This window comes from Escherichia sp. 10290 (genome assembly GCF_030295155.1).
Lineage (GTDB): Bacteria > Pseudomonadota > Gammaproteobacteria > Enterobacterales > Enterobacteriaceae > Escherichia > Escherichia coli_F.
In genome coordinates, this window is the sequence record NZ_AP025741.1 from 2979663 (window position 1) to 3005873 (window position 26211).

At 50.0% G+C, this 26211-nt stretch carries 24 protein-coding genes and 1 tRNA gene; 6 read left to right on the forward strand and 19 right to left on the reverse strand.

Annotated features, from left to right (window positions below; translation table 11 throughout):
* Window positions 1–36 precede the first annotated feature (36 nt).
* Window positions 37–1257 (reverse strand): beta-ketoacyl-ACP synthase I, encoded by a 1221-nt coding sequence (gene fabB, locus QUE74_RS15000; protein WP_000817187.1) that lies wholly within the window; start codon window positions 1255–1257, stop codon window positions 37–39.
* Window positions 1258–1415: 158 nt separating this feature from the next.
* On the opposite strand from fabB, the gene mnmC reads away from it, so the two are divergent.
* Window positions 1416–3422, forward strand: coding sequence for a bifunctional tRNA (5-methylaminomethyl-2-thiouridine)(34)-methyltransferase MnmC2/FAD-dependent 5-carboxymethylaminomethyl-2-thiouridine(34) oxidoreductase MnmC1 (gene mnmC, locus QUE74_RS15005; RefSeq protein ID WP_000683545.1), 2007 nt, complete (start codon window positions 1416–1418; stop codon window positions 3420–3422).
* Between the two features lie 215 nt (window positions 3423–3637).
* Here the strand turns inward: mnmC and QUE74_RS15010 are convergent, their stop codons facing one another.
* Genes QUE74_RS15010 through prmB form a run of 6 tightly spaced genes read right to left on the reverse strand, consistent with a single transcriptional unit; the run spans window position 3638 to window position 8186 of the window.
* Window positions 3638–3916, reverse strand: a complete 279-nt coding sequence (locus QUE74_RS15010; protein WP_000559757.1) for a YfcL family protein — start codon at window positions 3914–3916, stop codon at window positions 3638–3640.
* A 33-nt stretch (window positions 3917–3949) separates the two neighbouring features.
* Window positions 3950–4498, reverse strand: a complete 549-nt coding sequence (gene epmC, locus QUE74_RS15015; protein ID WP_001089253.1) for an elongation factor P hydroxylase — start codon at window positions 4496–4498, stop codon at window positions 3950–3952.
* Window positions 4498–5307, reverse strand: coding sequence for a sulfite exporter TauE/SafE family protein (locus tag QUE74_RS15020; protein WP_000447348.1), 810 nt, complete (start codon window positions 5305–5307; stop codon window positions 4498–4500). The genes epmC and QUE74_RS15020 overlap by 1 nt, the downstream gene beginning before the upstream one ends.
* Window positions 5307–6131 carry a penicillin-insensitive murein endopeptidase gene (gene mepA, locus QUE74_RS15025; RefSeq protein ID WP_001043809.1) on the reverse strand — a complete coding sequence of 275 codons (825 nt, stop codon included), beginning with the start codon at window positions 6129–6131 and terminating at the stop codon, window positions 5307–5309. Before mepA ends, QUE74_RS15020 begins: the two co-directional genes overlap by 1 nt.
* A 2-nt stretch (window positions 6132–6133) precedes the next feature.
* Complete coding sequence (aroC, locus tag QUE74_RS15030) at window positions 6134–7219, reverse strand: chorismate synthase (RefSeq protein ID WP_001354795.1); 1086 nt, start codon at window positions 7217–7219, stop codon at window positions 6134–6136.
* Window positions 7220–7253: 34 nt separating this feature from the next.
* On the reverse strand, window positions 7254–8186 hold the full coding sequence (gene prmB, locus QUE74_RS15035; protein WP_001353063.1) for a 50S ribosomal protein L3 N(5)-glutamine methyltransferase: 933 nt from the start codon (window positions 8184–8186) through the stop codon (window positions 7254–7256).
* A gap of 164 nt (window positions 8187–8350) precedes the next feature.
* Between prmB and smrB the strand changes: the two genes are divergently transcribed.
* Entirely contained in the window at window positions 8351–8902 is a 552-nt protein-coding gene (smrB, locus tag QUE74_RS15040) for an endonuclease SmrB (RefSeq protein WP_000730533.1), read from the forward strand.
* A 57-nt stretch (window positions 8903–8959) separates the two neighbouring features.
* On the opposite strand, the gene QUE74_RS15045 is transcribed toward smrB, so the two are convergent.
* The 11 genes from QUE74_RS15045 to QUE74_RS15095 form a co-directional block, all read right to left on the reverse strand.
* Window positions 8960–9805 carry a StfH/YfcO family fimbrial adhesin gene (locus QUE74_RS15045; RefSeq protein ID WP_001354796.1) on the reverse strand — a complete coding sequence of 282 codons (846 nt, stop codon included), beginning with the start codon at window positions 9803–9805 and terminating at the stop codon, window positions 8960–8962.
* A 1-nt stretch (window position 9806) separates the two neighbouring features.
* Window positions 9807–10346, reverse strand: a complete 540-nt coding sequence (locus QUE74_RS15050) for a fimbrial protein (RefSeq protein ID WP_000846255.1) — start codon at window positions 10344–10346, stop codon at window positions 9807–9809.
* Window positions 10343–10831, reverse strand: a complete 489-nt coding sequence (locus QUE74_RS15055; protein ID WP_000716364.1) for a fimbrial protein — start codon at window positions 10829–10831, stop codon at window positions 10343–10345. Before QUE74_RS15055 ends, QUE74_RS15050 begins: the two co-directional genes overlap by 4 nt.
* On the reverse strand, window positions 10828–11343 hold the full coding sequence (locus QUE74_RS15060; protein WP_000877916.1) for a fimbrial protein: 516 nt from the start codon (window positions 11341–11343) through the stop codon (window positions 10828–10830). Before QUE74_RS15060 ends, QUE74_RS15055 begins: the two co-directional genes overlap by 4 nt.
* Before the next feature lie 15 nt (window positions 11344–11358).
* The gene (locus tag QUE74_RS15065; protein WP_000288458.1) at window positions 11359–12108 is read right to left on the reverse strand and encodes a fimbria/pilus periplasmic chaperone; all 750 of its coding nucleotides are present in this window, start codon (window positions 12106–12108) and stop codon (window positions 11359–11361) included.
* A 19-nt stretch (window positions 12109–12127) separates the two neighbouring features.
* A complete protein-coding gene (locus tag QUE74_RS15070; protein WP_001354797.1) occupies window positions 12128–14764 on the reverse strand; it encodes a fimbrial biogenesis outer membrane usher protein in 2637 nt (878 codons plus the stop codon).
* Between the two features lie 84 nt (window positions 14765–14848).
* Window positions 14849–15409 carry a fimbrial protein gene (locus QUE74_RS15075; RefSeq protein ID WP_000032631.1) on the reverse strand — a complete coding sequence of 187 codons (561 nt, stop codon included), beginning with the start codon at window positions 15407–15409 and terminating at the stop codon, window positions 14849–14851.
* A 547-nt stretch (window positions 15410–15956) separates the two neighbouring features.
* On the reverse strand, window positions 15957–16442 hold the full coding sequence (gene sixA, locus QUE74_RS15080) for a phosphohistidine phosphatase SixA (RefSeq protein ID WP_001195813.1): 486 nt from the start codon (window positions 16440–16442) through the stop codon (window positions 15957–15959).
* 202 nt (window positions 16443–16644) lie between these two features.
* Window positions 16645–18789: a fatty acid oxidation complex subunit alpha FadJ gene (fadJ, locus tag QUE74_RS15085; protein ID WP_000425048.1), complete on the reverse strand. Its 2145-nt coding sequence runs from the start codon at window positions 18787–18789 to the stop codon at window positions 16645–16647.
* A complete protein-coding gene (gene fadI / locus QUE74_RS15090) occupies window positions 18789–20099 on the reverse strand; it encodes an acetyl-CoA C-acyltransferase FadI (protein WP_000531906.1) in 1311 nt (436 codons plus the stop codon). The genes fadJ and fadI overlap by 1 nt, the downstream gene beginning before the upstream one ends.
* A 181-nt stretch (window positions 20100–20280) precedes the next feature.
* The gene (locus QUE74_RS15095) at window positions 20281–20565 is read right to left on the reverse strand and encodes a YfcZ/YiiS family protein (RefSeq protein WP_001296261.1); all 285 of its coding nucleotides are present in this window, start codon (window positions 20563–20565) and stop codon (window positions 20281–20283) included.
* A gap of 371 nt (window positions 20566–20936) precedes the next feature.
* Between QUE74_RS15095 and fadL the strand changes: the two genes are divergently transcribed.
* Entirely contained in the window at window positions 20937–22277 is a 1341-nt protein-coding gene (gene fadL / locus QUE74_RS15100; RefSeq protein WP_001354798.1) for a long-chain fatty acid transporter FadL, read from the forward strand.
* Window positions 22278–22643: 366 nt separating this feature from the next.
* On the forward strand, window positions 22644–23843 hold the full coding sequence (locus QUE74_RS15105; protein WP_000936158.1) for a hypothetical protein: 1200 nt from the start codon (window positions 22644–22646) through the stop codon (window positions 23841–23843).
* A 179-nt stretch (window positions 23844–24022) separates the two neighbouring features.
* Here QUE74_RS15105 and mlaA read toward each other — a convergent pair whose 3' ends face one another.
* Complete coding sequence (gene mlaA / locus QUE74_RS15110) at window positions 24023–24778, reverse strand: phospholipid-binding lipoprotein MlaA (protein ID WP_000776770.1); 756 nt, start codon at window positions 24776–24778, stop codon at window positions 24023–24025.
* A gap of 294 nt (window positions 24779–25072) precedes the next feature.
* Between mlaA and QUE74_RS15115 the strand changes: the two genes are divergently transcribed.
* Together QUE74_RS15115 and QUE74_RS15120 are read left to right on the forward strand one after the other, a co-directional pair.
* The gene (locus QUE74_RS15115; protein WP_000368131.1) at window positions 25073–26005 is read left to right on the forward strand and encodes a formate/nitrite transporter family protein; all 933 of its coding nucleotides are present in this window, start codon (window positions 25073–25075) and stop codon (window positions 26003–26005) included.
* A gap of 75 nt (window positions 26006–26080) precedes the next feature.
* Window positions 26081–26155: transfer RNA gene (locus QUE74_RS15120), tRNA-Arg, on the forward strand.
* The last annotated feature ends 56 nt before the right edge of the window (window positions 26156–26211 follow it).

The window sequence follows — 26211 nt, forward strand, 5'->3', positions numbered from 1 at the left end:
TGCGACGCTGGCGCGTCTTATCCGACCTACTCCGAATTAATCTTTCAGCTTACGCATTACCAGCGTGGCGTTGGTGCCACCGAAGCCGAAGCTGTTAGACATAACGGTAGTCAGTTCGCGATCGGTCGTTTCGGTCACAATGTTCAGACCCGCAGCCTGCTCGTCCAGCTCTTCAATGTTGATGCTCGGTGCGATAAAGCCGTGTTCCAGCATCAGCAGAGAGTAGATAGCTTCCTGCACACCCGCAGCGCCCAGAGAGTGACCGGTCATTGCTTTGGTTGCAGAAATCGCCGGGCTCTTATCACCGAATACTTCACGGATAGCCGCCAGCTCTTTCACGTCGCCAACCGGAGTTGAAGTACCGTGAGAGTTCAGGTAGTCGATTGGCGTATCAACACCGTGCATCGCCATCTGCATGCAGCGAACTGCGCCTTCGCCAGACGGAGCAACCATGTCTGCACCATCAGACGTTGCGCCGTAACCAACGATTTCAGCATAGATGTGAGCCCCACGCGCCAGCGCGTGTTCCAGCTCTTCAACCACCACCATACCGCCGCCGCCAGCGATAACGAAACCGTCGCGGTGAGCGTCGTAAGTACGGGAGGCTTTTTCTGGGGTGTCGTTGTATTTAGTAGACAGCGCGCCCATCGCGTCGAATTCGCAAGCCATTTCCCAGCACAGCTCTTCGCCGCCGCCAGCAAACACGATGTCCTGTTTGCCCAGTTGGATCTGCTCTACTGCGTTACCGATACAGTGTGCGGAAGTCGCACACGCGGAGCTGATGGAGTAGTTAACGCCGTGAATTTTAAACGGCGTGGCGAGGCAGGCAGAAACGCCAGATGCCATCGCTTTGGTGACCACATACGGGCCAACCGCTTTCAGGCCGCGCGGGCTACGCATAGCGTCAGCGCCGAACACCTGGAAACGAGGGGAACCGCCGCCAGAACCTGCAATCAGGCCAACGCGCGGGTTATTCTGATAAGCTTCCGGGGAGAGGCCAGCATCTGCAATTGCCTGCTCCATAGAAAGGAATGCATAAATGGATGCGTCGCTCATAAAGCGCACAACTTTGCGGTCAATGAGGCCAGTGGTATCCAGTTTTACGTTGCCCCAGACGTGGCTACGCATGCCGGAATCCTTCAGCTCCTGAGAGAAAGTGATCCCTGAACGTCCTTCACGCAGAGATGCCAGGACTTCCTGCTGGTTATTACCGATGCTGGAAACAATGCCCAGGCCAGTAATCACTGCACGTTTCATTCAATACCTCTGTAAGTCGCACATAGAGTAAGTTTCGAATGCACAATAGCGTACACTTGTACGCCGAACAAGTCCGATCAGCCAATTAATAGAGAAATTTGCGCAGCCTGACACACATCGCTAAGATCGAGCCACCGCCTGTAAGACGAGTAACTTACGTGAAACACTACGCCATACAACCTGCCAACCTCGAATTTAATGCTGAGGGTACACCTGTTTCCCGAGATTTTGACGATGTCTATTTTTCCAACGATAACGGACTGGAAGAGACACGCTATGTTTTTCTTGGGGGTAACCAATTAGAGGCACGCTTTCCTGAACATCCGCATCCTCTGTTTGTGGTAGCAGAGAGCGGCTTCGGCACCGGATTAAACTTCCTGACGCTATGGCAGGCATTTGATCAGTTTCGCGAAGCTCATCCGCAAGCGCAATTACAACGCTTACATTTCATTAGTTATGAGAAATTTCCCCTCACTCGTGCGGATTTAGGATTAGCGCATCAACACTGGCCAGAACTGGCACCGTGGGCAGAAAAACTTCAGGCGCAGTGGCCTTTGCCCTTGCCCGGTTGCCATCGTTTATTGCTCGATGAAGGCCGCGTGACGCTGGATTTATGGTTTGGTGACATTAACGAACTGACTAGCCAACTGGACGATTCGCTAAATCAAAAGGTAGATGCCTGGTTTCTGGACGGCTTTGCGCCAGCGAAGAACCCGGATATGTGGACGCAAAATCTGTTTAACGCCATGGCAAGGCTGGCGCGTCCGGGTGGCACTCTGGCGACATTTACGTCTGCCGGTTTTGTCCGCCGGGGTTTGCAGGAAGCCGGATTCACCATGCAAAAGCGCAAAGGATTTGGGCGTAAACGGGAAATGCTTTGTGGGGTGATGGAACAGACATTACCCCTCCCCTGCTCCACGCCGTGGTTTAACCGTACGGGTAGTCGCAAACGGGAAGCGGCGATTATTGGCGGTGGTATCGCCAGCGCATTATTGTCGCTGGCGCTATTACGGCGCGGCTGGCAGGTTACACTTTATTGTGCGGATGAGGCCCCCGCGCTCGGTGCTTCCGGCAATCGCCAGGGGGCGCTGTATCCGCTCTTAAGTAAACATGATGAAGCACTAAACCGTTTTTTCTCCAATGCGTTTACATTTGCTCGTCGGCTTTACGATTTATTGCCTGTTAAATTTGATCATGACTGGTGCGGCGTCACGCAGTTAGGCTGGGATGAGAAAAGTCAGCACAAAATCGCACAAATGCTGTCGATGGATTTACCCGCAGAACTGGCTGTGGCCGTTGATGCTAAGGCGGTTGAACAAATTACGGGCGTTGCGACAAATTGCAGCGGTATTACTTATCCGCAAGGTGGTTGGCTGTGTCCGGCAGAGCTGACCCGTAATGTGCTGGAGCTGGCACAACAGCAGGGTTTGCAGATTTGTTATCAACATCAGTTAAAGGATTTATCCCGTCAGGATGACTGTTGGTTATTGAATTTTGCAGGTGATCAGCAAGCAACACACAGTGTAGTGGTACTGGCGAACGGGCATCAAATCAGCGGTTTCAGTCAAACGTTGTCTCTGCCGGTGTATTCCGTTGCCGGTCAGGTCAGCCATATTCCAACAACGCCGGAACTGGCGAAGCTGAAGCAGGTGCTGTGCTATGACGGTTATCTCACGCCACAAAATCCGGCGAATCAGCACCATTGTATTGGTGCCAGTTATCATCGCGGCAGCGAAGATACGGCGTACAGTGATGAAGATCAGCAGCAGAATCGCCAGCGGTTGATTGATTGTTTCCCGCAGGCGCAGTGGGCAAAAGAGGTTGATGTCAGTGATAAAGACGCTCGCTGCGGTGTGCGTTGTGCCACCCGAGATCATCTGCCAATGGTAGGCAATGTCCCTGATTATGATGCAACGCTCGCAGAATATGCATCTCTGGCGGAACAGAAAGACAACGCGGTCAGCGCGCCGATTTATGACGATCTCTTTATGTTTGCTGCTTTAGGTTCGCGCGGTTTGTGTTCTGCCCCGCTGTGTGCCGAGATTCTGGCAGCGCAGATGAGCGACGAACCGATTCCGATGGATAGCAATACGCTGGCGGCGTTAAATCCAAATCGGTTATGGGTGCGGAAGTTGTTGAAAGGGAAAGCGGTTAAGGCAGGGTAATCTGCTTTGGCAGCGTTTGTCGGATGCGGCGTGAACGCCTTATCCGACCTACGTGAAATCTGTAGGCCTGATAAGACGCGGTAAGCGTCGCATCAGGCATTATGCACTCAATGTCGGATGCGGCGTGAACGCCTTATCCGACCTACGTAAAACCTGTAGGCCTGATAAGACGCGATAAGCGTCGCATCAGGCATGACGCTCCAGACGCCAACAACTTACTGCTGTGAAGCCTGTTGAAACAGGTTTTCCCACATATCGGTCACCAGCGCCTGGTCTCGCGGCGACAACTCACCGGCACCAATGGCTTTTTCCAGACTCTGGCTAACGGTCTTATGTACCGCCTGGGCGGAGTGGTCATCACCACTTTCCAGTTCTGCGATGGCTAATGTCAGGTGGCCACGCAAATACCCACTGGCAAACAACTCATCATCACTGGCATGGTCAACCATACCGTCGATTAATGCCAGAATGCGTGATTCAAACTCCGCGATCATCTTCTTTCCTCATTGTAAAACGTGGCGCAGGCTTCAGTTGAGCGCTTCCGGCCACGGGAACTGTTCCGCCGTAAGTTCCGGCGTGTGATAATAATTTTGTAGTGCTTTAATGAAGCGTGCCGGACGCTCGGGAATACCGTTTGCCAGATAATCCATTACCTGTGCATGTACCCGCCGTTGAAATACCACGCGGTCCGGTTCGAAATCCCCTTCCAGATTGTCGCAACTGACATTAAACGGATATCCCGCCGCCACACAGAACAACCAGTCCAGCGCCTGCGGCTTCACTTCAACATCTTCAAACTGGCCTTGCGTTTGGGCATCGCGTCCGTCGGGACAATACCAGTAGCCGAAATCAACCAGCTCACGGCGCGCTTTCCCGGCAATACACCAGTGCGAAATCTCATGAATTGCGCTGGCATAAAAGCCGTGAGCAAAGACGATTCGGTTATACGGTACTTCCGCATCAGCAGGAAGATAGATCGGTTCGTCGTCGCCTTTAATCAGACGGGTATTAAATTCATCGGCAAAGCAGCTATTAAAAATTTCAGTCAACTGCTCATAGTGGTGTGTACTATTCATTAGTTCATCCCCAACCAGTGGAGGATCTCCTGTCCGTGGCTATCATAAAGTAATTTGGCACTCATCACCGCCGAGACGATAACAATCATCGGGCGAATCAGCTTTTGCCCTTTGCTCAACACCAGTCTTGACCCCATGCGCGCGCCGAGGAACTGCCCCACCAGCATCACAAATCCTGTCGCCCAAATCACTTTGCCGCCGAGAATAAACAGCAGCAAACCGCCGATATTAGACGTTGCGTTGAGTAATTTGGCGTGGGCCGTGGCTTTGGCGAGGTTAAAGCCGCACAGCGTAACGAAGGCTAACGCGTAAAACGATCCGGCAGCCGGGCCAAAGAATCCATCGTAAAAACCTACGCAGCCCCCCGCCACCAGCGCAAATGGCAGTCCATACATCCGACGCTGGCGATCTTCTTCTCCCAGTTTGGGCATCAGTAAGAAATAAAGACCAATACAAATCACCAGAATGGGCAAAATCTGCCGCAAGACATCAGCCTGAACGTACTGCACCAGCAAAGCGCCGCTCATTGAGCCGATAAAGGTCATGGCGATATTGAGTTTCTGATCGCTTAAGCTAACCACTTTGCGGCGAATAAAGTAGATAGTGGCAGAAATAGAGCCACCGCAGGCTTGCAGTTTATTGGTTGCCAGCGCGTTAGCCGGAGACATCCCCGCCGCCATTAATGCCGGAATGGTGAGTAGCCCACCGCCCCCGGCAATAGAGTCGATAAATCCCGCCAGTATGGCGACAAAAAAGAGGAGTCCCAGTAATAGCGGGGAAACCATAAACAGGCTATTAAACGTTTCCATTAGATCACGTGCTCATCCAGTAGCGCCTGGCAGGAAGGCGGCAACGGAGGCGGTGTCTTCTTCTCAGGCTTTGTTGTTCCCGGTTTTGGAGGTTCAAACCAGCTTTGCAGTTCTGCCCCGCAACCATCGCCCGGTGGCGGTAAAGGTTGATCTTCACACTCCAGACTATCGGCAGGACAACGTAATCGTACATGCATATGGGCGCGATGCTGGAACCAGGGTCGCACTTTGCGCAACCAGTCGCGATCGGTGCCCGCATCAAGGCAAAGTTGTTGTTTAATCGCCGGATTAACAAAAATACGCGTGACGTCTTTGTCCTGCGCGGCGAGTTTAATCAAGCTGAAAATTTCGGGCTTCCACAGCGCGGGGACAACGTGTTTACCGTCGCGGGAAACCAAATCTAATGCTTGCGGGCGCAAGAGTTGCGCGGAGGTCCAGCGTTTTTTCGGCAGTTGCAGGAAGATGTCCACATCCAGTCCGGTCTGATGACTGGCGTGACCGCCATTGAAACGCCCACCAGCAGGCATTCCCATATCGCCAATCAGCACCGTGCCCATACCCAGATTGCTCACCTGGCTACTCAGACGCTGGATAAACATCACCAGGTCCGGGTGCCCGAAATAGCGACGCTGATCGGTACGCATGACCTGATAATGTTCGGACTGTATCGGCAGCGTGTCAGCACCAACGATACAGCCATTTGAAAAACTGCCTATCGATTGTGCACTACCCGGCACAGGTTGGGTTATTTTTTGCCACGGCGTCGCTGCCAGGCTGGCGCTGCTGGCAAGCAGGGCCAGCAGCGCAATCGCAGTTTTGTTCATTTTTACCAGCGTGGAATATCAGTCTTCACATCAGCATTTTGCGCCCGTTGCCGTAACAGGTGATCCATTAAAACGATCGCCAGCATCGCTTCCGCGATCGGCACCGCGCGGATCCCAACACAAGGATCGTGACGGCCTTTGGTGATCATCTCAACTTCTTCGCCAAAGCGGTTAATGGTGCGTCCAGGCACAGTAATGCTGGAGGTCGGTTTCAGCGCCATATGGGCAATGATTTGCTGCCCGCTGCTGATGCCGCCGAGAATACCGCCCGCATGGTTGCTCTTGAAACCGTCTTTGGTGATTTCGTCACGGTTCTGGCTGCCACGCAGCGCTACCACGTCAAAACCATCACCAATTTCCACACCTTTCACCGCGTTGATGCTCATCAGCGCGTGGGCGATGTCGGCATCCAGGCGATCAAAGACCGGCTCGCCAAGTCCGGCGGGTACGCCACTGGCAACAACGGTGACTTTCGCGCCAATAGAGTCACCCTCTTTTTTCAGCGCGCGCATCAGTTCATCTAAGGCTTCGATTTTGTCCGGATCCGGGCAGAAGAATGGATTTTGCTCGACCTGAGACCAGTCTTTGATTTCCAGCGGAATGTCGCCCATTTGGGTCAGGCAGCCGCGAATTTCTATACCAAATTTCTCAGCGAGATATTTTTTGGCAATCGCCCCTGCTGCAACGCGCATGGCGGTTTCGCGAGCGGAAGAACGACCGCCGCCGCGGTAATCGCGCAGACCGTATTTTTGTTCGTAGGTGTAATCGGCATGGCCTGGACGGAAAACGTCTTTAATTGCGCTGTAATCCTGAGAACGCTGGTCAGTGTTTTCAATCAGTAAACCAATGCTGGTGCCGGTAGTAACGCCTTCAAAAACACCGGAGAGAATTTTGACCTGATCCGGCTCACGACGCTGAGTGGTATAGCGCGATGTCCCAGGGCGACGACGGTCGAGATCGTGTTGCAGGTCCGCTTCCGTCAGCGGAATACCTGGCGGAACACCATCGACGATGCAGCCGAGCGCCAGCCCGTGCGATTCGCCGAAGGTGGTTACGCGAAAGAGTTGTCCAATTGTGTTTCCAGCCATCACGGCTCCGTTATTGTTGTGTTTGCGTGTTTACTTAATCTTTATAAATCGCGAAATGTTCTTGTGCAGCAATAAGCTGCTCTTTGGTGAGCATAAACACACCATCACCGCCGTTATCAAACTCCAGCCAGGTGAACGGAACATCCGGATATTGTTCCATAAGATGTACCATGCTGTTGCCGACTTCACAAATCAGCACGCCATCATCAGCAAGGTAATCTGCCGCATTACCGAGAATACGACGCGTCAGTTTCAGGCCGTCAGTACCAGATGCCAGACCCAGTTCCGGCTCGTGACGGTATTCATTTGGCAGGTCGGACATATCTTCCGCATCAACGTACGGCGGGTTAGTGACGATCAGGTCGTACTGCACTTTCGGCAAGTCCCGGAACAGATCGGAACGAATCGGAATGACGTTGTGGATCAGACCATGTTCTTCGATGTTCTGTTCAGCAACCGCCAGCGCGTCAGGAGAGATGTCTACCGCGTCGACTTCTGCTTCCGGGAAGGCATAAGCGCAGGCAATCGCAATACAGCCGCTTCCGGTGCACATATCTAAAATGTGCTGCGGTTGCTTGCTGATGAGTCCGGCAAATTTATTGTTGATCAGTTCACCAATCGGCGAGCGCGGCACCAGCACACGTTCATCGACGTAAAATTCATGACCGCAGAACCAGGCTTTGTTGGTCAGGTAGGCCACCGGAATGCGTTCGTTGACGCGGCGGATCACGCGCTCAACAATACGATGTTTTTCGCTGGAAGTCAGACGCGCGGTGCGCATATCTTCCGGAATATCCAGCGGCAGGTAGAGCGATGGCAGCACCAGTTGTACGGCTTCATCCCACGGGTTATCGGTGCCGTGGCCGTACCAGATATTTGCCGCGCTGAAGCGGCTCACCGACCAGCGCAACATGTCCTGAATGGTTTGCAGCTCATTTACTGCTTCATCAACGAAAATTTTATCCACGTATTCCTCCAGGGCATGGTCGCATTAATTTCGGCGGCTAGTTTGCCATGAAGATGACGATAAATCAGCATTCACGCGCGGTGAGTGAGGAAAAATACGTTTAAAACGATCGATTAGACGACGAGTCGGGTAAACTGTAGGAAAATTAGAAATGAGAGATGTAAATGAAAAAGAAATCATCACTTAGCGAGGAGGACCAGGCGCTGTTCCGCCAGTTGATGGCGGGGACCCGCCAGATAAAGCAGGACACCATCGTCCATCGGCCGCTACGTAAAAAAATTAGCGAAGTACCGGTCAAGCGGTTAATTCAGGAACAGGCCGATGCCAGCCATTATTTCTCCGATGAGTTTCAACCGTTATTGAATACCGAAGGTCCGGTGAAATATGTCCGTCCGGATGTCAGCCACTTTGAAGCGAAGAAACTGCGCCGCGGCGATTATTCGCCGGAGTTGTTTTTGGATTTACACGGTTTGACGCAGTTGCAAGCTAAGCAGGAACTTGGGGCTCTGATTGCCGCCTGCCGTCGTGAACATGTGTTTTGCGCCTGCGTGATGCATGGTCATGGTAAGCATATTTTGAAGCAGCAAACGCCGCTGTGGCTGGCGCAACATCCCCATGTGATGGCGTTTCATCAGGCACCGAAAGAGTACGGCGGTGATGCAGCTTTATTAGTGTTGATTGAAGTGGAAGAGTGGTTGCCGCCTGAGTTGCCCTGACATCATTATCAACATGTACTTTCACCGACCAGCTAACTGGTCGGTGAAAGATTAACATTACAATTCATTTAAGACATATTGGAAACGGCACGTAGAATCAATCGGTTGCCGACTACTGGTATTCACCTTCACCACAATGTCGTGGAGTTTTCTATCCGTTAACGGTTTACGTGTCGGTGTGACTGTCACCTTTGCATTATCGCAACCATAAGAGGTAAACGTTAATAAATCTGAAACTGCACGACAGTATGCTCCTCTGGCATCAAAATTACTGCCATCGCAGAGATTGCCACTTTCCATCAAATAGGTCGAAAGCGTTGTCGTGATGGTTGAACCATTGGATTGTAATTGCAACGTTTTAGAATGGCTAACATAACTATCACTCCAGGATATATCATAAGAAGATACTGGAATTGTTGGACAAACAGTACGACTCACTGTTGGACTTGTATATGCACTAAATCCACTGGCCTGGGCAACTGAATAAAGAGAGGCAATCCATGGGCAGCCATAATCATCAGATGCGACCGTGACATTAAAAGTCATAAATCCGCAGACATATATAGTCGTATTCATACCTGGGCAGTTTGAGCTATCTGTGCGGCCCCAGTCAGCCAGCACTAGCTTTGGTGCCGGACCTGAGCCGGTCCAGGATATTACCGGGAGAGTATCGCCTCTCCCCGCGCGTGTTGCATTGTATTGACCATAAGCGACTTCTTTTGGCGTTAATACCGTAACATAGTAATATAAAGTACCCTGCATAGAGGCATTATTCATTGCATAATATACTGCAGTCCCTGGAAAGCTTGAGCTGTAGAGCTTATCACCAGCATAGCTCTTTGGGGTTCCTAAACTGAGAGCAAGTAATATCAGACTTGCGAAACAAATCATCCATTTTTTCATATTATATATACTCGAAGGTTGCCGTCAGGTTGGCGGTAAAATCGCCCATCGTTACTTCCCGACCGCTTTTCGCCTGTAGCCAGGCCCTGAAATTAATATTATTGCTGCCATCGCTAAGCGTGAATTTCGCCCCGGAGGGGTTGTTAATCGCCACCCGTACACCGTCCGTCGTTTCCATCCCAATTCCGACGCCTTGCGCGATTGATGTGGTATCCAGCGCCAGGAAACCGGGCTGCTCACTGTCTTCCGTACCGGTAAGGGTCACCTGGACCTGATAACTCGCGGGCCCCTTACAATCTTTCAGCTTAAACACCACCGGTATGTGCGCAGACTCCCCCGTAGCCATAAGATCCCGACGACTGATAGTCGGAAAATGGACTTCGGCCAGATTCCCGCTCTCAACCACCAGCGTACAAGAGCGGCTGAGTAAGTTGCCGTAAAAATGCAGGTTGTTGTCCACGGCCAGGGCACGCGTGCTGCCGATCAACAGCAGGCCCGCTAACAGCCCATAGCCGAGCGAATAAATACGTTCTGTCTTCATTGATAATCCACCCGCAATGTTGCATAGGCTGAAAACGTGGTATCACTCAGCACCGCATCGGCTGACTTCACTGGCACGGCTTCCAGCTTCGGCTTTTGGGTAAAATCGGTGGCGTTAATGGCAAGCGGAGTATTCAACACAAAACGCTGACCATCATGCTGAAGCTCAATACCAAAGCCGGGAACGTCTGTTTCGATAGCCGCGTTATTGTAGGCGGTCGGCGTCCCCGTCCAGGTGAGCGTCATAATCCACTCGGGATCGCGCGTGTCAGAGTCACAGCTCAGGTCATATTCCACTTCCTTGCGGCCATAGTCCCCGTTGATACTGTCGATGATGAGATCGCGAAATTCCACTTCGAGGGTCTTTCCATCGCTGATAGCACAGACAGGCGGTGCCACCAGCGTACCGTGGAAGGTGATGTCATCGTCAGCCGCCAGCGCAACGCCACCGCAGGTGCAGAGTAAAAGGAACAAGTGTTTTTTCATTGGTAATCCACCACCATCGTCATAGTGGCGTTAAAAACCGCAGGCATAAGCTGCGCTCCGCTCTGTTTAACCGGCACTGCTTTGAGATTGGGCGACTGGTAAAAGTTGAAAGGAGTCCAGTTACCTTCACCCACTCTGAACAAAGAGTTATCGGCACCGTTTTCGATGCGAATGCCCAGGCCTGGTATTTCGGTGGCCATGACAGTTTCCCCGTTAATCACGGTGGTAGCGCCTTTAAGCTGCATCCGCAGCTCATCAGCATCCACCGCCCTGTTATCACAGTTCAGGGTATAAAGCGGGGTCGTGGTACGGTAATTTGTGCCATTGATTTTGCTAATGTAGACATTGCCAAAATCCACGTTGCTCCCCTTTACGGAACAGGGCGGTGGCCCATCCACCAAAATGCGCAACGACAATGACACCTTTTTACTTTGCCCTGCGACAGCAAGGTTCCCCATCAGCCAGCCGCTCAGGAGAAAAATGCCCGTTCCCACCAGAAACGTGTATTTCATAAGACTCTCCCGGCATCAGCCTTTGCGGCTTTGCTCTGCATCCACCTGGCAATTATTGCCAGTGCATTTAAAGTTCAGCGACAATCGCGCACCGTAGTCGTTGACATAAGTCAGCACCGGCACAGTGTCCATCTTCACATTCAACGGTGCGGACGATTTCGGCGGCATGACCAGCGGCGTAAACCCGGCTGCCGGATTACCATTTTTCTGTGTGCTGGCATTGCTGATAATCACGTAATACGGCGTGGGGTTGTTGACGGTGAACGCCTGGCCATTGCGGGTTAACGTTACCTTGTGCTGCCACGGGTCTCTCATGTTAATTTTTGCCAGTGCCTTGGGTCGCCAGAACAATTTGATACGCGTTTGCAGGGCAATTTGCAGCGTATTAGGTTTGTTCGATTTTGGCGGGATTTCACGCACGTTAAAGTAGAACATGCTCTCACGATCGGCGGGTAACTTGTTGATATCCGGCATTCCCTGGACTTTTACCTGACCATTCATCATCGCATCAATACGCTGTACCGGCGGCAGTACCGTAAGTGGCGAGCTGATTTTGTTGCCCTTTTCGTCCTCCATCCAGCTTTGTGCCAGGTAGGGCTGCTTCGGGTCGTTATTGCGCAACGTGACGCTAATAGATTTGTCGCCTTCATTGAAGATCAGGCGTGTGCGATCGGGCGTCACCGATGCGTGGGTTGTAAAACTGGCGGCCACCAGCAGCGCCAGCGCCGGGGCAACGCGTGTTGCAGAGCGAGTCAATGTATACATGGATCAATCCTTAATCACGTTATTGGTTTGCTGAAATAGCCATGGGTTCCGCGCCAGGTGTGACCTGCTGCGTTTGTTCCTGAATCATCGGTTTAATCTCTGCCGGAGCCGCAGGCATCACCGCGCCTTGTTGCTTGCACGGCAGTAACAGGCCGTTGAACAGGTCGGCGGGTAGCGGGTCTGGCAGTGAGATCTCACAGTGAGGTTCGCCATTCCACGAGACACGCATGTGTTCGCCCGCTTTTACCCCGGCCAGATAGACGTTGCCGTCATCATCAACCAGGCCGACCTGCTGGTCATGTTCGTTTCTCACTTCCGCACCAAATGGCGGGTAACTGCCATCACTCATGCGCAGGACAGCCATCGCCTTTTGCCCACTGATGACCGCAAATTGACGGTAGCCAATGGCGCCTTCGGTAAGCGTCGCCTGCACCACTGACTGTGTGGCTTCGGCGTCTTCTGGCAGTTTGGTCAGGTCAATCGTGGCCTGGTTACGGTAGTAGTTATTGACGTCGGCAACGACGGCTTTGCCAAACATATTGGTGTACACCGCTGCACCGTTTCCTTCGACCGGTACGTCAGCAACACCGTCAGCGTCAATCAGTAATCGCGTACCGCCCATATTTTGAGTACGGTGCAACGCGCCACCGTGAGCCGTGAGCGTAGCGCCGCCCTGTAGCGACAACCCGGCAGAGGTGTACTGCCCTTCATGGTAGTTGGCACTGAGGTCCACATGGGCCATTGAACCGTCACGGCTGTAATAACCATCCACGCTGGAGTGATTTTCACTGTTGCCCACGTTTATCTGATAATGACTGGCGTCATCGATACGGCTGAAATACCCTACCTGGCTGCTGTCTGAACCACTACCGTAGTTGCCGTTGTAACTCACAACGCTGCTATCGCCCCACGGCATACTTAAGGAGATGTAGACGCCTTTGTCAGCACTGTCGTCATACTCGTAGCGATAACCGGTCAGAGAAATACTCATGTTACGAATGCCGCCCATATTGAAATAGTGGGAGAGCATTACGTTGTAGTTGGTCTGTTCATCACGATCCCAGTAGGTGTGGCGCGTATAGTTCAGGTAAACAGAAACACCGGCATCCCTGAAGTTCTGGTTATAGGTGGCGGTGTACATCTCTTTATCATTGCCTGAGCGGACCATTGCGCTGTCATTTGCGTCCAGGTACTCGCTCATGGTCATGTAGTTCTCTTCCGAGAAGCGGTATCCGGCGAAGGTGACGCGGCTGTTGAGTTCATCAAAGTCTTTGGAATAACTGACTCTGAAAGAGTTACCGTCGAGCGTGCTTTTTCCGTAAGCGGTCGAATCGTCAAGTCGGGTATGCGAGTGGGTGATATCAAAGGCCATCGCACCGAAAACGGAGAGATCGCGACCAATCCCAAGCGCGGCTGACTGGTAATTTTCATCGCCAAGCGCCCCGCCATACAGTGACCAGCCGTTTGCTATCCCCCAGGACGCTTCGCCACCGGAAAAGAACCCGCCTTGCACATGGTGCCCCCACTCCTGTGGTCGCCCCATCATAATTTTGTAGCGCACCTGGCCCGGGCGAGTCAGGAACGGCATGGAGGCAGTGCTGATGTCATACTCCTGCACCTGACCGTTCACCTCTTCAATGCGCACATGCAGCGTACCAGAGCTAAAATCGGCGAGATCCTGGATACGGAATGGCCCGGCTGGCACCTGGGTTTCATAAATTATACGCCCGGCCTGGCTAACGGTGACTTTCGCCGCCGTATGGGCCACGCCGGAAATATCCGGGGCATAGCCGCGCAGGTTCGGCGGCAGCATTTGATCGTCAGTACTGATACTACCGCCGATGTAGTTAAAGCCATCGAATATATCGGAATCGAGGTAATCTTCACCGAGTGCCAGTTTGGCTTTCAGGCTCGGTAACGCGCGCCAGGCATAGTAACGGCTCCAGTCCCAGTTTCTTTCGGTGCTGTCTTCTGTCTCTTCATCATTACTGCGGGTATGCTGATAATCGCTTTGCCAGTCGGCTCGCAAGCGCCACGGCCCGAGGTTAACGCCAACCGTACCGTTGCCGCTGATATCGTTGCTGTCATCACCGCCATTTTCTTCGTGTCGGGTTTGGGCATTGATGCTGTAATCGGCAATTAAACCTGAGATGCCATCATCCCAGCGCGAGGGAGGGTCCCAGTCGACATCGCTGTATTCAAGATAAGCCTGCGGCAAGCTGATAAGGAGTGCGGACTGGCTTAAATCAGCGCGCATTTCCAGACCGTCAAATTGGCCTGGCTTCAGGCATTTACCGTCGTGAACCCATTGCAAATTTTTCGCAATGTCTTCTTTGAAACCAAGCAGTGCCACCAGGTCTGGCGACAGGCAGGCGTAAGTCTTATTGGCATCATTTTCTGTTGCATACCAGTAAATATCATATTCACCGGGTAATGGCTGTTTATTCACCTCAACCTGTAAACTGTATTTACCCGGTTCAACATAACCCTGGCTTGAAAAGCGTTTTAGATCGATTTTCGTGTCGCCTTTTAATTCCAGAAAACGGGAATCAAACTGAATATCTTCATCAGCCCAGGCATTGATATGGCATCCAGAGATGGCCACGGCAACGCACCAGGGAAGCGCCCGTAAGCGGAAAAGGGAATGGTCAGGCATACACGTATTCATCCGTGATTATTATAATAAGTCCAAAAACTCGCCAAAATCCCCCATAGCGAGATGCTATGGGGGTGAATTACCTTAGAGATAGGTAATCTGGAAAGTGGTATTCGCTTCAAAACCACCCAGGTCAGGCGTACCCGTCGCACCGACTAACCAGGCTTTGAAGTTCAGAGTCTGTTTAGGTTTGCCTTTATTGGTTGCTGAGTCATTTACGATCGCCTGTTTAATGCCAGCACCGCTTTTATAGGAAGTACCTTGCTTATCACCAATCGCCAGGCTTACATTGTTAAACGCAGCACCTGTATCGGTATTAAAAATGGTGTAGTAATTCTCGTTTCCCGTAGAAACGTTACCGGTGAACGTCGTTTCCATGTTCGTTTGGGTTTCAAATACGCAGTCCTGCAAACGAATCTGAAAATCTTTCGGCGTGGTAGTCCCGTTGTTTTTCAGTACTTCGGCACCGATGTTACCTAAATCCACTTCCAGTTTGTGATCGTCTGGAACGATAGAGCACGGGGAGTCTTCAATGGTGCCGTAGAAACGTGCAGTACCGTTGTTGCCTGCAGCAAATGCTGACGCGGAGACAACTGCGCCCATCACCATTGCGGCAGCAATGGCTGTTTTGGCAAACTTACTCATTATTTGTCCTTAAATCATTAAAATGTATAATACAAGCAACTGACATAATATTATTGTATATATTATGTCTGACGCTTTTAGTTAACCATTGAACATCATATGTCCCAAATAATCATAGAATGTAAACAGATATTCTCTGGTGTGTCGTTATGTTGGTCTTATCCTTAAAAATAATCAATGTAGCAATACTTAAAGACTTTATGTAGATTTAATTAATCAATACACAACCAGAATATCTCACTCGCTTTTCAATAAAAAAACATGCGCATTATCAAAAAAAAGAAAAGACATCATAATCAATGTGAATGCATTGAATATAAAAACCACTGAGATAATTTATAATGATTTTGCAATTATTTATTGATAAGATTAAATCTCAATTAAATTAATTAATATATATTCAAGATACAAAACCATTATTCCACTGTGTTATTACCAGTTTCAATAACAAGAAAGATAATAAAATTCGTGATATGTAAAATATGATCACAATTAGGACAGAAAAAATTTGCCCGGTATACGCGTACGCAACCGGGCATATGAGCTTTTAAATTGCTTTTGCCATCTTCAGATTACACGGGCTCATCTGCCAGTTGAATTGACCGTTTCCACTTTCATCAAGTGTAACGCTGGCAATCGCTGAAGTGGTAAACATAGGCGGCGTTTCGCCCGGACATAACTCGGCAACCAGATACCCGACTAATGGTAAGTGGGAGATAACCAGTACCGACTCGACACCTTCGTTGGTCAGTGCCTGGAGATACGCACTGACCAGACCAACATCGCCACAGGGCGTTAGCTCAGGCAGAACTTCTACACTGGAAGGCAGGTCCATACAATCCGCCACTTCTTCCAGTGTTTGCTCGGCTCGCAGGAACGGGCTCACCAGAACACGTTCGATTTCCACTTTTTGACCTTTCAGCCAGTTCGCCATCAGGCGAGATTCGTCACAACCATTAGTGGTCAGAGGACGAACCGAATCACTGGCGGCATCGAGGGCTGCGTCGCCGTGACGCATGATAAAAACTTGCATATTGCACCGCTTTTGTTAACCAGATTCGCCCATCGTGTTTCATCTGAAACCAGAGAAACACGACGGTGGCCGGCATTGTGCCTTATCCATTCACCGAATGAAACGCTGTTTTTTACCTCAATGGCGTAAGTATAGTCAATATGCGTTTACATTTTGACCAACACTCCGCCATTCAGCGCGGATTCATATAACTTTGACCTTCTTATTGCAGGTCAGTTGCAGTTGTTTTCCAAAAACTTTCCCCACGTTCGCTCATCTCAACTAAACGATCGCAAGGGGTAAAACGAGAACCGTACCGCGCGGTCAGACGTTGCATTATTGCAACCACTTCTGCCGCACCGAGAGCGTCGATATAGCGAAATGGGCCACCGAGAAACGGCGGAAACCCAATTCCAAATACCGCGCCGATATCCCCGTCACGCACGCTACGGATAACCTGCTCGTCCAGACAACGTACAGCTTCATTCAGCATCATCATCACACACCGTTCAGCAACCTGCGGTGCGGAGAGTCGCCCCTGCCCTTGCGCGCCAATCAGCGGATAAATAGCAGGATCGACCTGTTTTTTGCTTTTACGCCCTTTCGGCCCATAAAGATAGAAACCCCGACCATTTTTTCTGCCTTTGCGATCGTCATTCAAAATTGAAGAAACAACATTTGCAGGCGCGCTAAAACGTTCTCCATAAGCGGCTTCCAGTACAGGAATAATTTTAGTCCCGGTGTCGATTCCTACCTCATCCAAAAGTTGGATTGGTCCCACCGGAAAACCAAACTTGACCAGTGCGGCATCGATATGCTCAACCCGTTCACCTTCAGTCAACATGCGGATAGCTTCATTGATGTAAGGCGCTAAAATGCGATTGACATAAAACCCGGCTTTGTCACGCACAACAATTGGCGTTTTTCCCTGTTTTTTCGCCAGTTTTACCGTTGTAGCGATGGTTTGCGCCGATGTCCCCGTATGGGGAATGATCTCCACCAGCGGCATTTTTTCTACCGGGCTGAAGAAATGAAGACCGATAACCTGCTCCGGCCGCGAGGCGTGAGCGGCAATATCGCTAATTGGTAAAGATGACGTATTCGAAGCGAAGATGGTATGAGTGGCGCAATTTTCCTCTACTTCCGCCACCATCTTTTGTTTTAATTCGAGATTTTCAAACACCGCTTCAATAATTAAGTCACGATGGGCAAAGCCGCGATAATCCGTTGTTCCCGAAATTAATGCCAGCTGTTTGTCACGTTCGCTGGCTTTGAGATGTCGGCGGCGCACTTTGCCCTCCAACTGATCCCAGCTGTACTTCAATGCATGATTTATGCCCTGCGGGTTGATATCTTTAATTCTGACCGGCAAGCCCGCTTTACAAGCAGTAACATAAGCAATACCGCCCCCCATCAAGCCACCACCTAAAATTCCTACGCTATTTAACGGCGCGGGCGGAGCATCACTGCCCGGATCTTTCTTCACTTCGGTACTGGCAAAAAAGATACTACGCAGAGCCTGCGATTGTGGTGTCATCGCCAGTTCACCAAAGGCACGGGCTTCCGCGTCATAGCCGCTACTGGTGCCTTGCGCTAATCCGGTTTCGATGACTTCAAGAATGCGTTTTGTCGCCGGATAGTTCCCCTGAGTTTTCTGCTCTGTTTTCTTGCCGACCATTTTGAACAACAGTGCACGACCTAGCGGCCCCGCCAGAATACGCTCGCGTACAGGTAGCGGGCGGGAAGATAGTCGATCCTGCTTTGCCAACTCAACGGCGGATTCCAGTAAAATAGAGTGCGGAACGACATCATCCACCAGCCCCAGTTTGAAAGCCTGCTTTGCCCGTAGTTGCTTGCCTGTGAGGATCATCTCCAGCGCGGTGCTGACGCCAATGAGGCGCGGCAAACGCTGAGTACCGCCTGAACCTGGCAATAATCCAAGCTGAACTTCCGGCAAGCCAAGCACCGTTTTAGGATCGTCACTGCAGACGCGGCCATGACACGCCAGTGCCAGTTCCAGCCCGCCCCCCAGGCAAGCGCCATGAATAGCCGCGATAACCGGAACAGGCAGAGCATGAATCTCCGCCATTAACTGTTGCCCCTGCCGCGCCAGCTCTTCCGCTTCTTGCGCCGTTTTGCAGTTGCCGATCATGTTGATGTCTGCTCCGGCGATAAAGTTGTCCGGTTTCGCTGAGATAAATACAACTCCACGTAATTCTTTGTTTTCGCGAAGTTGCTTAATAATGGTGCGCACCTGCGAGGCAAACTCCGCCTTCAGGGTATTCATTTTCTCACCGGGAACGTCGATGGTGATGACTGCAATGTTGTCCAGACGAACATTAAGAGTAAAAGCTGATGCCATTTCCATTATTCCGCCTCCAGAACCATTGCCGCACCAAGCCCACCAGCAGCACAAGCGGTCACTAAGCCAAATCCACCGCCGCGACGGCGAAGTTCATGCAATGTCTGGGTAATCATCCGCGCTCCAGTCGCTGCGAAGGGATGCCCGTACGCAATGGAACCACCAAGCACGTTAAACTTACTATCGTCCACTTCACCAGTAGCATGGGAACGCCCCAGTACGTCGCGCGCAAAACGTTCGCTGCCAAGCAACTGAATATTAGCCAGCGTCTGGGCGGCAAAGGCTTCGTGCATGTCAATCAATGTCAGATCGGCCATCGTCAATCCAGCGCGTTCCAGCGCCAGCGGCGTTGACCAGGCCGGGCCGAGCAACATGTCCTGCCAGACATCAATAGCGGTAAATGCGTAGCTACGCAGATATCCCAGCGGCACCAGGCCCAATTCTTTCGCCCGTGATTCAGTCATCAGGATCACCGCCGCTGCGCCATCGGTCAGCGGCGTACTGTTTGCTGCCGTTACCGTCCCGTGTTTGCGATCAAACGCCGGACGCAGCTTTGCGTAATCAGCAAGCGTGGAATTGCCGCGAATATTGTTGTCTTCCGCGAGCGGTTGTTTATAAGGAGGAACGTAGGCGGTCATTACCTCTTCTTTGAGCTTATCTTCTGACCATGCCTGAGCAGCACGCTGATGTGAACGGTGCGCCAGCGCATCTTGCTGTTCGCGAGTAATACCGTAGGTTTTCGCCATTTGTTCGGCGGTGTCGCCCATCCGCAAGCCTGTGGAATACTCCGCCACCGCAGGCGGTACGGGCATTAAGTCACGCAAACGCAGGCGAGAAAAAAGTTTCAGTCGTTGGCTCATCGTGCGGGCTTTGTTGACATCCACCAACACGCGCGCCAGTTTTTTACTAACACCAATGGGCAATACGGAAGAGGAATCTGCCCCGCCGGCAATCCCCGCACGAATAGTTCCCGCCATCAGGCTTTCGGCGACGTTTGCAACCGCCTGAAAACTGGTAGCACAAGCGCGGCTGACGCTGTAAGCATCGGTATGGACATTCATTCCGGTGCCAAGAACAATTTCACGCGCAATGTTGGGGGCTTCAGGCATTTGTACGACCTGACCAAAAACCAGTTGTTCAATCACTTCGGCGGGGATCTCGCTGCGTGCCAGCAATTCGCCTACGACCATCTTCCCCAAATCAACAGCGGGAATGCCATGAAAAGCCGTCGCCTGACGGGCAAAAGGCGTACGTAAGCCGCTAACAATGGCGATACGATCGCCCTGGCGGGTAATCAGCGGTAAAACCTGACCCATAACACTCCCCTGTAAAAAAATAAATAAAGTGGTCTGACCTGATCATAGTCTTAACCATTTTTTTACATTTAGCCAAGTGGAGAAAAGGGAAAGTGGGAGCTATGACACAGAGAGAAAAGAGGAAGAGAAAATAAAAAAGCCCCCGCCAGGAACTGACAGGGGCGTATATACCCGAGAGGAATTAACGCAGACCCAGCTGGAAGATCAACATTTCAGCTTCGCAGGCAAAAGTGAAATCGATATCCAGGCGCACACCGTCAGACTCTTCAGTGAAAGTCGGGGTGATTTTGCAAGGTTCGGATTCCACGCTACGGGCTTTTTCAGTCAGCGCCGCCAGCGTTTGTTCTGCTTCTGCGCGGTTTGCAAACACGCGGCTGTAAGACGCGGTGCAGTCGGAGTTGTCCATAATGGTGCCAACATCCATACAGCAGCAAACCGGGGTTTCATCAGCACTACATTTACTCATCGTTGATTTCCTCTGTATGTGCACCTAAGGTGCCAGATAAACGTTGGGGATATTTTACGCTTCCGGAAAGTGCTGCTCCAGTTGTTAATTCTGCAAAATCGGATAAGTGACCGAAATCACACTTAAAAATGATCTAAAACAAAATTCACCCGAATCCATGAGTGCGCCACCTCCAAATTTTGCCAGCTGGATCGCGTTTCTTAGATCATATTTGAAAAAATATAGAAACATACTTGCAACATTCCATCTGGTCCGACCTATACTCTCGCCACTGGTCTGATTTCTAAGATGTACCTCAGACCCTACACTTCGCGCTCCTGTTACAGTACGTAACATAGTTTGTATAAAAATAAATCATTGAGGTTATGGTCATGAGCCAGAAAACCCTGTTTACAAAGTCTGCTATCGCAGTCGCAGTGGCACTTATCTCCACCCAGGCCTGGTCGGCAGGCTTTCAGTTAAACGAATTTTCTTCCTCTGGCCTGGGCCGGGCTTATTCAGGGGAAGGCGCTATTGCCGATGATGCAGGTAACGTCAGCCGTAACCCCGCGTTGATTACCATGTTTGACCGCCCGACATTTTCTGCGGGTGCGGTTTATATAGATCCGGACGTAAATATCAGCGGAACGTCTCCGTCTGGTCGTAGCCTGAAAGCCGATAATATCGCGCCTACGGCATGGGTTCCGAACATGCACTTTGTTGCACCGATTAACGACCAATTTGGTTGGGGGGCTTCTATTACCTCTAACTATGGTCTGGCGACAGAGTTTAACGATACTTATGCAGGCGGCTCTGTCGGTGGTACCACCGACCTCGAAACCATGAACCTGAACTTAAGCGGTGCGTATCGCTTAAATAATGCATGGAGCTTTGGTCTCGGTTTCAACGCCGTCTACGCTCGTGCGAAAATTGAACGTTTTGCAGGCGATCTGGGGCAACTGGTGGCTGGTCAGATTATGCAATCTCCTGCTGGGCGGACTCCTCAGGGGCAAGCATTAGCAGCTACCGCCAACGGCATCGACAGTAATACCAAAATCGCTCACCTGAACGGTAACCAGTGGGGCTTTGGCTGGAACGCCGGGATCCTGTACGAACTGGATAAAAACAACCGCTACGCATTGACCTACCGCTCTGAAGTGAAAATTGACTTCAAGGGTAACTACAGCAGCGATCTTAACCCGGCTTTTAATAACTACGGTTTGCCAATTCCTACCGCGACAGGTGGCTCTACGCAGTCGGGTTATCTGACGCTGAACCTGCCTGAAATGTGGGAAGTGTCGGGTTATAACCGTGTTGATCCGCAGTGGGCAATTCACTATAGCCTGGCTTACACCAGCTGGAGTCAGTTCCAGCAACTGAAAGCGACATCAACGAGTGGCGACACGCTGTTCCAGAAACATGAAGGCTTTAAAGATGCTTACCGCATCGCGTTGGGTACCACTTATTACTACGATGATAACTGGACCTTCCGTACCGGTATCGCCTTCGATGACAGCCCAGTTCCGGCACAGAATCGTTCTATCTCCATTCCGGACCAGGACCGTTTCTGGCTGAGTGCAGGTACGACTTACGCATTTAATAAAGATGCTTCAGTCGACGTTGGTGTTTCTTATATGCACGGCCAGAGCGTGAAAATTAACGAAGGCCCATATCAGTTCGAGTCTGAAGGTAAAGCCTGGCTGTTCGGGACGAACTTTAACTACGCGTTCTGATAACGCGTTAGCTTAGTTAAAGTCACCTGCTATGCAGGTGACTTTAACTCCCTCTCTTCACCGAAAGTAGTTTCCTCATTGCTTGCCTCCTGAGTTTTGCAAACAGCCTGATGGCAGCTTGCCCTTGCAAATTTGTAAGCGTTATCCACAGACAGGCCTAAAGGGAAAGACAGATTATCAGGCATTCTGCTCGTCCTTCTCAATGAGTTTACTTTTCTGAATTTCCAGGATACTCAAACCACCCTGGCTATTATGCACTCATACACTCAAATTAAAGATAGGTTCTAAATAAATGAGCGTTTTTTGATAGTCTATTTTATTAGGTAATATATATTTGCAACAAATCAATCAACGTGGAATAAAATCATGCTACCAGCTGTTTCAATCAACAATACCTGCCCAACTTACACAGAATCCACCAATGAAAATAACAATAATGAAGTTAATGGATTAGTACAAGAGTTCAAAAACCTTTTTAATGGCAAGGAAGGAATAAGTACCTGTATTAAACATCTACTTGAGCTTATAAAAAATGCCATACGAGGAACCGGTGAACTTGATAGAATAATTATCAATAATTCCTCAGTTACTTATATTGATATTGGCTCCAATGATACAGACTATATTACTATTGGTATCGACAACCAAGAACCAATAAAATTATCTGCGAACTATAAAGACAAAGAACTCGTCCGTACTATCATTAATGACAACATAGTTGAGAAGACTCATGATGATATAAATAATGCTGAATATACTGATGATGGTATTATTGGTATTAATAATCAAGAACCAACAAAATCACCTGCGAACGATGAAAACAAAAAAGTCGGTCAAACCATCATCAGTGAAAATGTAGTAGAGAATACTCATGATATCCATAACAAGGAAATGATCTTCAGCGCAATAAAAGAAATATATGATGGAAATCCTGGTTTTATCTTCGATAAAATATCACACAAACTCAGACATACGGTAACGAAACTTGATGAGAGCGGGAAAAGCGAACCAACGGACTTATTTACCTGGTACGGTAAAGATAAAAAAGGCGACTCTCTCGCTATTGTAATTAAAAATAAAAACGGAAATGATTACTTATCTCTCGGTTACTACGATCAGGACGACTACCACATTCAAAGAGGAATTCGTATTAATGGTGATAGTCTCACCCAATATTGTAGTGAAAACGCCAGGAATGCTTCAGCGTGGTTTGAAAGCAGTAAAGCTATCATGGCAGAATCATTCGCAACAGGTTCCGATCATCAGGTTGTAAACGAGCTCAACGGGGAAAGACTGAGAGAACCTAACGAAGTTTTTAAACGTTTAGGTCGAGCAATAAGATACAATTTTCAAGTGGACGATGCAAAATTTAGACGCGATAATGTAAAAGAAATAATTTCTACTTTATTCGCTAACGAAGTTGACGTTGACAACTCTCAAAATGAATATAAACAGTTTAAGGAAATCGAAGATAAAGTTGAAAAAAGACTTCAAAATCGCCAGATGAAATATCAAAGTGAAATTAAACAACTCTCTGCGTTGGGTGTTAATTTTGATGATAATTAAAATTATTTGTCCAGTTTTTTGATTTTTCAACGTCTGAATATCGGAAACAGTCAGTGACGAACATCAGTATTTTTACATAATTCGTCCGGGTCATTGTCGGTTTGTCTCCTTTTACTTGTGGTAATTGAGGGATAACAACAAAAAAGGTGAGTTTTGCGACTCACCTTTTTATTTGTTTCTTATTCAGAATCGATATCTTTTAACTCATCCTGAATCGCTTGCGCGTTCGGGTTTTCCTGCGGTTTGAGTTCGCCGCCATTGGCGATGAAATCATGACGCTGGAAGTACGCTTCGCGCACCATAATGTATGGGTCGGACGACTGACGCAGCAGGCCGTCGGAATCCAGCAGTTGCGCACGGGTTTCGATACCTTCAAGCGTCCATTTACCCACGGACATCGGCCAGGTCAGCCAGGAAAGTACCGGGTAAAGACCATCCGCCATATCACCGCCGTCATCACGCAGCGTGAAGCTTCCGTAGAACGGTAATTGTACGTACGGCCCATACCCCACGCCATAATGACCAAGCGTACTACCGAAGCGGTGAGGTTCAGTCCGTTGCAGTTTCGGGTTCGCCATCCCCGCAACATCAATAAAGCCGCCCATCCCCAAAATAGTGTTCAGGAAAAAGCGGGTAAAGTGGACCATCCCCTGATAAGGGTCGCCCTGCAAGAAGTAGTTAACCATCACCGCAGGTTCTTCAAGGTTGCCGGTAAAGTTGCTCAAACCGTTACGCGCCGGTTGCGGAACATAATCACGCCAGGCGACTGCGACCGGTCGAACAATATACGGGTCTAATACATTGAAGTTGAAGTTGTACATGGTGCGGTTGAACCCTTCTAATGGGTCAGAACGCCCTTGCTGATCTGTACCGGAACTCGCACACCCCACCAGAAGCGTAGTTCCAAGAGCAAGCGCCGACAGGCGAAGCTTCATAAATGTCTCCCTGTTTTTTTTATGGCTTATGCAGTTTGCCATCCATGACGGAACGATACCGTATCCGCCTGTTTAGGTGTGGGCGATTGTAACAGCACGTCAACTGATGTCCAGACGCCCTGATTTGCTGATTTGATCATAGCCTGGTAATCGACGCCCTGTAGGCTACTTGATTCTATAGAAACAGAAAAAGGCAAACACAGCCTTTTCTACATTTTCAGAGTAACTCCCGCCAGTTGCGAGCAAAAAAGCCGCTACGCTTTAGCTATACGTGCTAATTCAAGAGAAGAGACCATGGACAACGACAAAATTGATCAACACAGCGACGAAATTGAAGTTGAGAGCGAAGAAAAAGAACGCGGCAAAAAAATAGAAATAGATGAAGACCGACTCCCCTCCCGGGCGATGGCAATTCATGAACATATCCGCCAGGATGGTGAAAAAGAGCTGGAACGCGACGCAATGGCGCTACTGTGGTCAGCCATTGCGGCGGGTCTGTCGATGGGCGCTTCACTACTGGCAAAAGGGATATTTCATGTCGAACTGGAAGGCGTGCCGGGCAGTTTCTTGCTGGAGAATCTCGGTTATACCTTTGGCTTTATTATCGTCATTATGGCCCGCCAGCAATTATTTACCGAAAACACCGTGACTGCGGTACTACCCGTCATGCAAAAACCGACAATGAGCAACGTCGGCTTACTTATGCGGTTATGGGGCGTCGTGCTGCTGGGGAATATTCTCGGGACAGGTATTGCGGCGTGGGCATTTGAATATATGCCTATCTTTAATGAAGAAACTCGCGATGCATTTGTAAAAATCGGCATGGATGTGATGAAGAACACCCCCAGTGAGATGTTTGCCAACGCGATCATTTCCGGCTGGCTGATCGCCACTATGGTATGGATGTTTCCTGCAGCGGGTGCGGCAAAGATTGTAGTGATTATATTAATGACCTGGCTTATCGCCCTCGGAGACACCACCCACATCGTTGTCGGTTCTGTAGAAATCCTCTATCTGGTATTTAACGGCACGCTGCACTGGAGCGATTTCATCTGGCCCTTCGCGCTGCCTACTCTGGCAGGAAACATCTGCGGCGGCACCTTTATATTCGCGTTAATGAGTCATGCACAGATCCGTAACGACATGAGCAACAAGCGCAAAGCAGAAGCACGACAAAAAGCAGAACGTGCGGAAAACATTAAGAAAAATGATAAAAACCCGGCATAAATGGCGAGGGTTTAAGCAATCGAGCGGCAGTGTACTTACCCCGCTGAGCATTAGCGGGTATACTCATGCCGCATTGTCCTCTTAGTTAAATGGATATAACGAGCCCCTCCTAAGGGCTAATTGCAGGTTCGATTCCTGCAGGGGACACCATTTATCAGTTCGCTCCCATCCGTAGCAGTCCGCAAAATCCCCTGAATATCAAGCCT